Source organism: Streptomyces sp. a15 (genome assembly GCF_059026085.1).
The window spans coordinates 1-12,128 of record NZ_JBWLKM010000006.1 but is presented as its reverse complement, the minus strand read 5'-3'; the positions used below and the strand labels follow the sequence as shown (position 1 = coordinate 12,128).

General features: G+C 69.7%; 7 protein-coding genes and 1 pseudogene. 6 read left to right on the top strand and 2 right to left on the bottom strand.

Annotated features, from left to right (window positions below):
• Positions 1-27: 27 nt before the first annotated feature.
• The 4 genes from AC5P09_RS08990 (at position 28) to AC5P09_RS08975 (ending at position 4,968) form a co-directional block, all read left to right on the top strand.
• Complete coding sequence (locus AC5P09_RS08990; RefSeq protein ID WP_493873324.1) at positions 28-1,566, top strand: sugar ABC transporter ATP-binding protein; 1,539 nt, start codon at positions 28-30, stop codon at positions 1,564-1,566.
• A complete protein-coding gene (locus AC5P09_RS08985) occupies positions 1,563-2,672 on the top strand; it encodes an ABC transporter permease (protein WP_493873323.1) in 1,110 nt (369 codons plus the stop codon). Before AC5P09_RS08990 ends, AC5P09_RS08985 begins: the two co-directional genes overlap by 4 nt.
• Positions 2,672-3,700, top strand: coding sequence for a galactofuranose ABC transporter, permease protein YjfF (yjfF, locus tag AC5P09_RS08980; protein ID WP_493873322.1), 1,029 nt, complete (start codon positions 2,672-2,674; stop codon positions 3,698-3,700). Before AC5P09_RS08985 ends, yjfF begins: the two co-directional genes overlap by 1 nt.
• Before the next feature lie 218 nt (positions 3,701-3,918).
• A complete protein-coding gene (locus AC5P09_RS08975; RefSeq protein ID WP_493873321.1) occupies positions 3,919-4,968 on the top strand; it encodes an SCO2400 family protein in 1,050 nt (349 codons plus the stop codon).
• Between the two features lie 68 nt (positions 4,969-5,036).
• On the opposite strand, the gene AC5P09_RS08970 is transcribed toward AC5P09_RS08975, so the two are convergent.
• On the bottom strand, positions 5,037-5,480 hold the full coding sequence (locus AC5P09_RS08970) for a MarR family winged helix-turn-helix transcriptional regulator (protein WP_493873320.1): 444 nt from the start codon (positions 5,478-5,480) through the stop codon (positions 5,037-5,039).
• 92 nt (positions 5,481-5,572) lie between these two features.
• Between AC5P09_RS08970 and AC5P09_RS08965 the strand changes: the two genes are divergently transcribed.
• Positions 5,573-6,595 (top strand): NADP-dependent oxidoreductase, encoded by a 1,023-nt coding sequence (locus AC5P09_RS08965; RefSeq protein ID WP_493873319.1) that lies wholly within the window; start codon positions 5,573-5,575, stop codon positions 6,593-6,595.
• Between the two features lie 148 nt (positions 6,596-6,743).
• Here the strand turns inward: AC5P09_RS08965 and AC5P09_RS08960 are convergent, their stop codons facing one another.
• A complete protein-coding gene (locus AC5P09_RS08960) occupies positions 6,744-9,932 on the bottom strand; it encodes a VCBS repeat-containing protein (protein ID WP_493873318.1) in 3,189 nt (1,062 codons plus the stop codon).
• Positions 9,933-10,244: 312 nt separating this feature from the next.
• Here AC5P09_RS08960 and AC5P09_RS08955 point away from each other — a divergent pair.
• Positions 10,245-12,128, top strand: a pseudogene (locus tag AC5P09_RS08955) (RHS repeat-associated core domain-containing protein); the annotation flags it as partial.

Genomic DNA, 12,128 nt, shown 5'->3' with positions numbered 1-12,128 from the left:
AGCCGGTGGTCCCGCGCTAGGAGAGTTATGGCAGAGCCGAAGCCCGTCCTGGAGATGACGGGCATAGTCAAGGAGTTTCCGGGGGTACGGGCTCTGTCGGGTGTCGACTTCCGGCTCTTCCCCGGTGAGATCCACGCCCTGATGGGCGAGAACGGCGCCGGAAAATCCACTCTGATCAAGGTGCTGACCGGCGTCTACTCGCTGGACGGCGGCACGGTCACCCTCGACGGCAAGTCCGTGCGGATCGGCAGCCCGCTGCAGGCGCAGCAGGCCGGCATCAGCACGGTGTACCAGGAGGTGAACCTCTGTCCCAACCTGTCGGTGGCGGAGAACATCTTCATCGGACGTGAACCCACCCGCTTCGGCCGCATCCAGTGGAAGCGCATGCGCCAGGAGGCGGCGGAGCTGGTCGACCGGCTCGGCCTCGACATCGACGTCACCGCGCCCCTGTCCTCGTACCCGCTGGCCGTGCAGCAACTGGTCGCGATCGTACGGTCGGTCGGCACCGGCGACAGCGACGGCTCGGGAGCCGGCACCAAGGTGCTGGTCCTGGACGAGCCGACGTCCAGCCTCGACCGCGACGAGGTCCTCGAACTGTTCCGCCTGATGCGGCAGCTGAGGGACGAAGGCGTCGCGATCCTGTTCGTCTCGCACTTCCTCGACCAGATCTACGAGATCTGCGACCGGATGACGGTCCTGCGCAACGGCGCCCTGGTCGGCGAGCACCTGGTCAGCGAGCTCGACCAGGTCGGACTGATCCAGCTCATGATCGGCAAGGCCATGGACCAGCTGGAGGAGATCCACGAGCACCAGCTGCAAGCCGACGTCGGCGAGACGCTGCTCAAGGCTGACGGCCTCGGCAGGGTGGGCGGCGTCGCCCCCTTCGACCTGGAGATCAAGAAGGGCGAGGTCCTCGGCCTGGCCGGCCTGCTCGGCTCCGGGCGCACCGAACTCGCCCGGCTGCTCTTCGGCGCCGACCAGCCCGACAGCGGCAAGGTCACCATCGGCGGCAAGCAGGTCTCGATGAGCGCCCCGAACGACGCGATCTCCGCGGGCGTCGCGTTCTGCTCGGAGAACCGCAAGACCGAAGGCCTGGTACCCGACCTGACGGTGCGGGAGAACATCATCCTCGCGCTCCAGGCGGCCCGCGGCTGGACCCGGCCCATCCCGGCCGCCCAGCGCGACGAACTCGTCGCCAAGTACATCAAGGCGCTGGACATCCGCCCCGCCAACCCCGAGGCCCGCGTCGGCCGGCTCAGCGGCGGCAACCAGCAGAAGGTGCTGCTCGCCCGCTGGCTCATCACCCAGCCGAAGCTGCTGATCCTGGACGAACCGACGCGCGGCATCGACGTCGGCGCGAAGGCGGAGATCCAGAAACTCGTGGTCTCGCTCTCCGAGGAAGGCATGGCAGTGCTGTACATCGCCGCCGAGCTGGAAGAGGTGCTCCGGCTCAGCCACACCATCGGAGTGCTGCGCGACCGCAAGCTCGTCGCGCAGCTCGCCAACGGGCCCGAGATCACCCCCACCCGGATCCTGGAGACCATCGCGAGCGGAGAGCACCAGTGACCACCACTCCCCGATGGCGAGCGCTGACGCAGCATCACCTGTTCTGGCCGGTGGCCGTGCTGGTCGTCCTGCTGCTGATCAACGTTCCCTTCACCCCCGACTTCTTCTCGATCAAGATGACGGACGGCCACCTCTACGGCAGCCTCGTCTCGATCGTGCTGTTCGGCTCGCCGCTCATCCTGGTGGCGGTCGGTATGACCCTGGTCATCGCCACCGGCGGCATCGACCTCTCGGTCGGCGCCGTGGTCGCCATCACCGGAGCCCTGACCTGCTCGTACATCAGCGACCAGTCCGACCAGGACGCCCTGTCCGGGGTGTTCCTGGCCATGGGCATCGGCCTGGTGGCCGCGGTGGTCTGCGGCCTGTGGAACGGCTTCCTGGTGGCCCGGATGGGCATCCAGCCCATCATCGCGACGCTCATCATCATGGTCGCCGGACGCGGCGTGGCCCAGCTGATCACCGACGGCCAGATCATCACCATCAACAGCGAGCCGTACAAGCTGATCGGCGGCGGCTACTGGCTGACCCTGCCCTTCTCCATCTTCGTGGTGGCCGCGGTCGTGGCCGTCACCGTGGCGCTGACCCGCCGTACGGCCCTCGGCCTGCTGGTCGAGTCGGTCGGCGGCAACGCCGAGGCCAGCCGCCTGGTCGGCATCAGGTCCCGCCGCATCAAGATCATGGTGTACGTGTTCTGCGCGCTGTGCGCCGGCATCGCGGGCCTGATGATCAGCTCCAACACCTCGGCCGCGGACGGCAACAACGCCGGTCTGTGGATCGAGCTCGACGCGATCCTCGCCGTGGTGATCGGCGGCACCTCGCTCCTGGGCGGCCGGTTCTCCATCGGCGGCACGGTGGTGGGCGCCCTCGTCATCCAGACCCTGACCACCACGATCTACACCATCGGCGTGCCGACCCAGACCAACCTGGTCTTCAAGGCCGCCGTCGTCATCGTCGTCTGCCTGCTCCAGTCCCCGAAGTTCCGCGCCAAGGTGTTCGGCGCCAGGTTGGGCTCCGGACCCGGCGCGAACGGAAGCGGCACGTCGGCCGCCACCCCGGCGGACACCACCCCGACCACCGCGGCAGCCCCCAAGATGGAGGTGTCGTGATGAGCGCGACCACCCAGACCCCCAAGGCCAAGGCACCGGACAGTCGTACGGCGTCCAAGGGCGCTCGGCTGCTCGGCGACCGGCGCCTGCCCGTCCTGGTGACCGCCACGCTCTTCCTCGCGATGTACGTCGCGGGCCTGAGCCGCTACACGAACTACGGTTTCGGCGAACCGCAGGTCTTCCTCAACCTCTTCATCGACAACGGCTACCTTCTGGTCGCCGCCGTCGGCGCCACCTTCGTCATCCTGTCCGGCGGTATCGACCTGTCCGTCGGCTCCGTGATCGGCTTCACGACCATGCTCACCGCGTGGCTCGTGGAGAAGCAGGGCCTGCCCATCCTGGTCGTCATCCCCATCGCGCTGGGCGTGGGAGCCTTCGGCGGCTTCCTGATGGGCTATGTGATCCACAACTTCGAGATCCAGCCCTTCATCGTGACCCTCGCCGGCCTCTTCCTCTTCCGGGGCCTGTGCCTGGTCATCAGCAAGGAGTCGATCGCCATCGACGACTCCTCGGTGAGCAGCATGGCCCAGGCACAGGCGTCGCTGGGGATGGGCTTCCTGTCGGTCGGCGCCATCGTCGCGCTCGTCGTCCTCGCCGTGGCGTTCTACGTCCTGCACTACACGCGCTTCGGACGGCGGGTGTACGCCATCGGCGGCAACGAGCAGTCGGCCATGCTGATGGGCCTGCCGCAGGGCGGCACCAAGATCGCCGTGTACACGGTGAGCGGCTTCTGCTCGGCCCTGGCCGGCCTCCTCTTCACCCTGTACATCCAGTCCGGTGACCCGCTGCACGCGACCGGGATGGAACTCGACGCGATCGCCGCGGTCGTCATCGGCGGCACGTTGCTGACGGGCGGCTCCGGCTACGTCCTGGGCACCCTCTTCGGTGTCCTCGTCCTGGGCCTGATCAAGAGCATCATCCAGTTCGAGGGCACGCTCAGCTCCTGGTGGACGAAGATCGCCACCGGTGTGCTGCTGTGCGCGTTCATCCTGATCCAGCGCGCCATGACGACCCGTAGGAAAACCTGACCCGAGGCACGCCGAAAGGGACGGCTGAAAGGGACGCTGTCACGCCGGAGCGGTCCGACGCACGTACGCCGTGCGCCGGACCGCTCCGGTGTGTCGGAAGTAGCGTGGAATGGCGGGGCTTGACCTCAACTGGGCAAACGCGAAACACCAGTTCCGCACGGAACCTTCACGGAGATCTCTAGGAGCGCTCCCTGTGCGGAACTTATCCTTCCGGCGTCATGGACTACTGCCTCCCGTGCCGACGGCACCTCAACGGCGCCCTCGCCTGCCCGGGGTGCGGCACCCCAGCCGAATCCGTCCGCGCGTACGCGACGCAGCAGCACGCGCCGGCCCAGGCTGCGGCGCCGGGCGGGGCCGGGGCGTACCAGGAGTACGGGGCCGACGGGACGTACGGCGTCGGATACGCGGGCGGGTACCCGAGCGGGGGCGCGAGCGCGGCGTACGAAGGCGGCCACGCGGCTGAGGCGTACGGGGGCGGCGGCCAGGCTGTCGGCCCCTACGAGGACGCTCAGGGGACGGTTGGAGGGTACGGAGACGCCTCCTCCGGGGCTGCGAGCGAGAGCGACGACCATGCTGACGGCGACGACACCGGCACGGCCGAGACCGAGGCGGTCGCTCACCGGTCCGAGGCGGTGGCGGAACCCTCGGGCGGCCGGGCGGCACGAAGACGCGCGCGAGGACGTGGCGGCCGGGGCGCGGAGGTTCCGGAGGGCTACGACGACCACGACGACGAGGATGACTCCCAGGAGGACGACGGCCCCGCGGGCGGTGCGAGCCGGCGCGATCGCAAGGCCGCCGCGCACCGGCGCCGACGCCGCCGGACCCTCCTGGTCGCCGCCGGCTTCGTGCTGGCGGCCGGCGGGCTGAGCCTCGCGGAACTCGGCATGGACGCCCCGGTCTCCAGCCCGAAGCGCGCGGCGGCCGGCGGCGAGTCGGCGGACGGCGCGGCGACGGAGGTGAGCGAGTCGGCCAAGGCGCGGGACGGCGCGGCAGGCACCGGAGCGGGCGCGTCGGACTCGCCCTCCCCGACCGCGTCGGCCTCCCCCTCCGCCTCGGAGTCCGCGAAGGACGACGACGCGAAGAAGGACGAGGACGACCCCGGCAAGGACGCCCAGTCGGCCACCACGGACCCGGGCACGTCCCCCACCACCGCGGACCCCGCGCCCCCGGCACAGTCCCCGACTCCCACGGCGGACCCCACGACATCTGAACCGACCGCGGACCCGTCACCGGAAACGTGCAACCGCTTCTTGTGGTGGTGCACCTAGGGCTCAGGGCCTGTCCGGCGGAACCCTCATCGCGTCGACGCCCTGTGAGCGAGGGGTGTGGTGTGCGGCTAAGACCCCTGCTCCAGCATCCGCCGCAGCAAATCCCGCAAAGACTGCCGCTCCTCGTCCGACAGCCCGGCCATCGGCTCCCGCGCGAAGCGCAGCCCTTCCCGCAGCTCCCGGGCGACCCGCCGCCCCTCATCCGTCGCGGCCGCCACCTTCACGCGGCGGTCCGCCGGGGCCGGCCGGCGCTCGACGAGCCCCCGGGCCTCCAGCCGGTCGACGATGCCCGTGACGTTGGACGGCTCGCACTTCAGCTTCTGGGCCAGCTTCCGCATCGGCAGCGGCTCCAGCGACAGCAGGCTCAGCAGCCGCGCCTGCGCTCCGGTCAGCGCGTGCTCCGCGGCCGCTTCCTCGTAGTCCTCGTAGAAACGCGCCACGACGTCACCGATCAGCTCGACCACCTCCATGGTCAACGCGTCGGGCCGGCGGGTTTTCTCGGGTGTGGCCATGGGATCCAGGGTACCCCGTTACTTGACATCCTGAAATGTTCAGGAGCATGGTTGTTTCAGGCACTGAAGTATTTTGAGGAAGGCCCGGTTCCATGTCCGACACCCGCACACTCCCCTCCGCAAGCCGCGAATGGCGTCTGCTCAGCCGCCCCGTCGGCTGGCCCAAGCCCGAGGACTTCGAGCTGGCCGAGGCGGAGATCCGGCAGCCCGGTCCCGGCCAGGTGCTCGTACGCAACGCGTACCTCTCCGTCGACCCGTACATGCGTGGCCGGATGAGCGACGCCAAGTCCTATGTGGCCCCCTTCGAGCTGGGCAAGGCCATGCAGGGCGGCGCGGTCGGCGAGGTCGTCGCCTCGCAGGCCGAGGGCATCGCCGTCGGCGACCACGTGCTGCACTTCGGCGGCTGGCGCGAGTACGCCACCATCGACGCCCAGCAGGCGGTCAAGGTGGACCCCGAGGCCGCCCCGCTCTCCACGTACCTCGGCGTCCTCGGCATGACCGGCCTCACCGCCTACGCGGGCCTGCTGCGCACCGCCGCCTTCAAGGAGGGCGACTCGGTCTTCGTCTCCGGCGCGGCCGGTGCCGTCGGCAGCCAGGTCGGCCAGATCGCCAGGCTCAAGGGTGCCTCCCGGGTCATCGGCTCGGCCGGTTCCGACGAGAAGGTCAAGCTCCTCGTCGAGGAGTACGGCTTCGACGCGGCGTTCAACTACAAGAACGGCTCGGTCGCCCGGCAGCTCCGCGAGGCCGCCCCTGACGGCGTCGACGTCTACTTCGACAACGTCGGCGGCGACCACCTGGAAGCCGCCATCGGGCAGCTCAACCGTGACGGCCGGATCGCGGTCTGCGGAATGATCTCGGTCTACAACAACACCGAGCCCGCCCCCGGCCCGCGGAACCTCGCCCGCCTCATCCAGACCCGCGGCCGCATCGAGGGCTTCCTCGTCAACGACCACGCGGACCTCCAGCCGCAGTTCGTCCAGGAGGTCGGCCCCTGGGTCGCCTCGGGCGCGCTCAAGTACCGCGAGACGGTCGTCGAGGGCATCGAGAACAACCTGGAGGCGTTCCTCGGCGTCCTGCGCGGCGACAACACCGGAAAGATGATCGTCAAGCTGTAGCTGTGCTGGATGGCTCGGTCGCCTACTGGGCGCCTTGGCCAGGACGTCGTCCGCTTGTCCGCCGGACAAAAGCAAAAGCGGCCGGTCGCGTGGTGCGACCGGCCGCCTCGTTCCGCAGTCCGGCAGTCCGGCAGTCCGGGAGTCCGGGTCAGGAGATCAACTTGATCGCCTGCCAGCCGCCGCCGCCGACCACCGCCGAGGGGCCCACCAGGCCGCTTCTGCGGCCCGGTACGAACTCCAAGCCCGCCGTGGTGTTGGAGGTGGTGGTCCACAGGTCCGGGATGCCGTCCCCGTTGGAGTCACCCGTGGCGGTCAGCAGGGGGCGTGCGGCCGTGGTCCACCCCGTGGCGTATGCCGTGCGGTTGGACCCGCCGCCCAGGGATGCCGGGTCCGTGCCGCCGTCGGAGATCCCGTCGCCGTCCGCGTCGCCCGGGCTGCGGCCGTGGTACAGCCACAGCTCGCCGTTGGTGGTGTTGCGGGCGATGAGGTCGGTGAAGCCGTCCCCGTCGACGTCGCCCGGCGAGGCGAGTTGCATGTTGCCCCAGCCGGAGGCCCCGATCAGGTAGCCCGAATCGATCTTCGCGCCGTAGCGGCCCTGCATGAACCAGAGTTGGTCGCCGATGACCGCGACGAAATCGGGGTAGCGCGCATCGGAGTCGGCGGTGATGTCACCCACGGACACGATCTGCTTGATGGTCGCGGGGTCGGTCGCCTGATCCGTCTCCTCGTCAGGGTAGACGTACACCTGCTCCCGGTTGTCGGCGGTGAACTCGCCCTGGCCGCCGCTGTTCGGGTACAGCCAGAGCGTGCCGTTGGAGTGGCGTGCCACCAGGTCCTCGTAGAAGTCATCCGTCCAGTCGCCCCGGTGCGTCAGCAGCGAGCCGCCCCAGCCGCCTCCGGAGGAGAGGGGGATCATCGTCGCGTGGGTGCCGTTGCCCGTACCGCCGTACAGGCGCAGGTTGTCGGTGCCGTCCACGGCGACCATGTCGGGCAGTCCGTCGCCGTTGAGGTCACCCGGCTTGTCCATCACGCCCGGGCTCTTCACGTAGAAGCGATACGGATAGATCGGGCCCACGTTGCCTCCCGCGTCCACCAGGCGCACGTACAGCGTGTGCGGTCCCGGCGTGGGCGGGGTGACCTTCTGTTCCACCGAGCCGCCCTTGGCCGCTGGCTTCACGGAGTTGACCGGCGGGGTCCGGTCGAGGCCCCACCGGTATTCCGTGGTGTCCGAGACGCCGTTGGCCTTGAACTCGAACACGCCCTCGGTGCGGGACAGCGCGCCTTCGACGGGCTCCATGTCGGCCGTTGTCTCGGGGTAGAGACCGTCCTTCGTGCCGACGAGCGGCATCACGGCCGGCGCCTTCGGGTCGAAGCCGAAGCGGCAGCCCGGTGCGCCCGCCGGCGGAGTCCAGTCGGAGGCGAAGGACGCGTCCGCGGTGTCCTCGGCCTGCGCCTTCCAGGAGAACTGCCCGTTGCTGGCGCCGATGTGCTGCGTGAGCAGGGCCTTGCTCACGACGACCCGGGCCTGCGCGCCCTTGGAGTCCGCCGCCTTGACGGTGACCTTCATCCGCTTGTCGAAGATGATCCCGGGCGAGACGTCGTGCTTGCCGGTCGCCCACAGGTGGAACTGCACGTTGACGGCGCCGCCGTCCGGGTCCCACACCTGTGCGGTCAGCGTCACGTCCGTGTTGCCGAGGGTGATGTACGACGAACCGTTCCCGCACTCGGTGCTGCTGACCTTGGTGCTGGGGATGGTGTCCAGCGCCCAGGGCGCCTTCGGCGGGCGGTTGAACTCGACGATCAGCTTGGCGTCCGGCTTGAACTTCTTCCAGCTGTACTCGTCCTTGTTGTCCTCCGCGCTCTGCGGGGCCCGCAGTCCGAAGGTGATGCTGGACCACTTGGCGGCCGCCGCCTTGACCGCCGCGTCCTTGGCCGCGAAGTCGACCGGCGCGTTCGCGCAGCCGTACGTCTCGTTGCCGTGGGCGACGCTGCGGCTGTCCTGGCGGGTGGACCAGGACGGCTGCTTGTTCCACGTCGTCGCCGAGCTGATGGAACCGGTCAGGTACAGCTCGACCGGCTTGGGCGTGCAGGACCACGAGTGCGTCTCGGTGATCTGGAACTGGGCGTCGATCACCTTAACGCCCGCCAGGAACTTCGAGCCCACGCGGAAGAAGGAGCGGGCCGTGCCGCCCGTGGACGACTCGTAGCCGACGCGCGCCTCGCTCGTCGTACCGCCGTCCCAGCCGGTGCCGTTCCAGTAACTGCTGGTCGGATGCGGCTTGTAGGCGATCGTCCAGGCCTCGCGGGTGCCGGTCATCCGCGGGTCGATGTAGACCGGGAACTCGGTGTCCGGGGCGTCCAGGAGCTTCTGGTCCGGGGTCAGGACGATCTTCTCGTCGGTGACCTGGACGCCGACCTCGCTGCTCTTGGTGCCCGGGGTGAGCGGGGAGGGCTCGGCGTCGGCCGCGGCCGCGGCCGCGGCCGTGGCCCGAACCGTGCCGGCGCCGGCCGTACGGGGCGACTTCGCCGAGGCATTGGCCGGGGCGTTGGCGGGGGGCGGCGCCTGGGCCGCCGCCGTCTCCTCCTCGGGCGTGCCCGACGAGTCCCACATCCGGGCCGTGGAGGAGGCGAACACCGTCTGTCCGGCCGCGTTCACCGCGCGCAGGGTGCCGTTCTCGGTGTCCTTGGTCAGTTCCAGGTTCTTGGTGCGCAGCCCGAAGTCGATTTCTGTCAGCTCCGGGCGGTCGGCCGCCTCGGGCGTCTTTACGATCAGTGCCTGGCTGAAACCGTCCAGGCTTGCCTTGACGGCCAGGTCGACGCCCGGGAAGACGTCCGGGTAGGTCGCGGTCGCCCCGTCGAGGACGGGCTCGGGCAGGGGGTTCGGCCAGGTCAGGGCGATTTCGCCGCCCTGGTCGGTGAGGGTCACCAGGCGGGTGTCGCCGCCGGCGGAGAACGTGACGTGACCGGGTGCCGCCTTGGGCGAGATCCGGCCGGTCACCTCGGTGAGCGTCGTGTCCACCGGGGTCCAGGTGCCCTCGCGCTTCACGCGGACGGGCAGGGTGTGCTGGGTCTGGCGCAGGTTCCCGTTGGGTAATGCGTGCGTCTCGCTGGTCTCGGTGCGGGCGGACAGCACCTCCACGGCCTTCCCGGTACGGGCGGCGTCCTGGAGTGCGCGCTCCTCGGCGTTCGCGGCCACCGTGGTCGGTTCGGTGTCGGCCGCCGCTGCCGTGAGCGGTGTCAGTGGTGTCAGCCCCAGCGTCCCGCCGGCGAGCACCGCGACGAGCGCGGCGCGCGCCGAGCGCCTGATGGGGCGCTGTCTTCGGGATGTTTCTGGCATGGGCGAATCCCCCCGGAGTCGTTGCCGTGCGAGCCCCTCGCGGGGTCGCCGCGGGCCCTTGGACGCGGGCCGCGAGGCCGAACAGTACAGGGCAGAAAGCGATTTCTTTCCGAACACTTGGGCGAAGTGGGGATTGTCGCATTGCCCTCGCTTTGCTTGTCCGTAGCGATCGAAAGCGCTTACTGTCTGAACGTTTTTCAACACTCGGTCACAGAGAGTGAGGGGGGGGGGTCCTTAGTGGACCAACTAATAAGACAGTTACGCTATTTCGGACACTGGCACAGATCTGTTTCCCTGTTCGCGGGGCTCGTCATGTTCATCGGGCTGATACCCGACGACGCGAGAGCCGCCTCCGGAAGCACCCGGATCTCCGACGTGAAGCGCGGCGACCCGTCCGTCCCGGGCAAGAACTTCACCAAGAAGCGCCCGAAGGTACGCGACGAGGCCACGGCCGACTTCAAGCCCGTGGCCGGCACCATCAAGGCCCGTACGTTCACCACTGTCGTGACCGACAGCCGGGCCGAACTCCCGAACCGCGCGCCGTTGACCACCGGCGCCACCCTGGGTGACACCGCCGCATGGACCAGACTCGTGAAGGCCCGTCAGACATCCACCGCGGCCGCCGCCAAGAAGGGCGTCCGCACCCGCGGTGCGGCCCCGAAGCACGCGACCGCCGACGTCGGGACCGCCGTCGAGGTCCAGGTCAAGGACGCGGCCACCGCCCGCAAGACCGGCGTGCAGGGGCTGCTGTTCACCGCGGCACCCGCCCGTGACGGCCTGGCTCCCGCCGCCTCCGGCTCCGTCGAACTGGAGCTGGACTACGCGTCGTTCAAGGACACCTACGGCGGCGACTGGGGCTCCCGGCTCCGGCTCCACCGGCTTCCCGCCTGTGCGCTGACCACGCCCGAGCTGGAACGCTGCCGCACCCGTACCGCACTGCCCGGCGCGAACGACCCGGCCGCGAAGACGGTGACCGCCACCGTCGACCTCGCCACCGCGAGTGCCGGACCCACCGTGCTCGCCGCGACTGCCGACGCCTCCGGGCCGGGCGGCAGCCACGAGGCCACCTCGTTGTCGCCCTCCGGTTCATGGATGGCGGGCTCGTCCTCCGGCGGGTTCTCCTGGGCGTACCCGGTCGAGGCGCCCGAGGTGCCCGGCGGCCCGCAGCCCGAGGTCGAACTGTCCTACTCCTCGCAGGCCGTGGACGGTCGCACCGCCTCCACCAACGCGCAGTCCTCCTGGATCGCCGAGGGCTGGGACTACGAACCGGGCTACATCGAGCGGAAGTACCGCTCCTGCTCGGACGACAAGGCCCCGATCAAGAACGCCCAGGGCCAGGAGGTCAAGCCGAACAACACCGGCGACAGCGGCGACCTGTGCTGGGGCTCCGACCATGTCGTGATGTCGCTGGGCGGCAACACCACCGAGCTCGTCAAGAAGGACGGCACCGACGAGTGGCGTCCCGCCGACGACGACGGCTCCCGCCTCCAGCGCAAGACCGGTGCCGCCAACGGCGCCAAGGGCGGCGAGTACTGGGTCCTGACCACCACCGACGGCACCCAGTACCACTTCGGCCTGAACAAGCTGCCGGGCGCCCCGGACGGCACGGTCACCAACTCGGCACTGACGGTTCCGGTGTTCGGCAACCACCCGGACGAGCCGTGCCACGCCACCGCGTTCATGGACTCCGACTGCGCCCAGGCCTACCGCTGGAACCTGGACTACGTGGTCGACCCGCTGGGCGACGCCATGACCCTGTGGTGGACCAAGTGGGCCAACTTCTACGGCCAGAACATGAAGGCCGACCAGCAGGCGTCCTACGACCGCAACGCGCAGCTCTCGCGCATCGACTACGGCCTGCGTTCCGACAAGCTGTTCGGCGTCCTGCCGGCCGGCCGGGTCGCGTTCACGCTGGCCGAACGGTGCATCGCCGACGCCGCGTTCGACTGCGCGGAGGCCAAGCGGACCACCGCCAACGCCAAGCGCTGGCCGGACACCCCGCTGGACCAGGAGTGCGCCTCCGGTGCCAAGTGCACCGACAAGTACTCGCCGACGTTCTGGTCGACCAAGCGCCTGACGAAGATCAGCACCAGTGCGCTCTCCGGCACCGCGCTGAAGCCCGTCGACTCCTGGGCGCTGGACCAGTCCTTCCCGGCCACCGGTGACGGCACCTCCCCGGCCCTGTGGCTGGAGTCC

Bases quoted from the DNA above. Each gene is read 5' to 3' on its own strand.
- AC5P09_RS08965 (WP_493873319.1), top strand. From the start codon at position 5,573: ATGTCCGACACCCGCACACTCCCCTCCGCAAGCCGCGAATGGCGTCTG.
- AC5P09_RS08990 (WP_493873324.1), top strand. From the start codon at position 28: ATGGCAGAGCCGAAGCCCGTCCTGGAGATGACGGGCATAGTCAAGGAG.
- yjfF (WP_493873322.1), top strand. From the start codon at position 2,672: ATGAGCGCGACCACCCAGACCCCCAAGGCCAAGGCACCGGACAGTCGT.
- AC5P09_RS08960 (WP_493873318.1), bottom strand. From the start codon at position 9,932: ATGCCAGAAACATCCCGAAGACAGCGCCCCATCAGGCGCTCGGCGCGC.
- AC5P09_RS08975 (WP_493873321.1), top strand. From the start codon at position 3,919: ATGGACTACTGCCTCCCGTGCCGACGGCACCTCAACGGCGCCCTCGCC.
- AC5P09_RS08970 (WP_493873320.1), bottom strand. From the start codon at position 5,480: ATGGCCACACCCGAGAAAACCCGCCGGCCCGACGCGTTGACCATGGAG.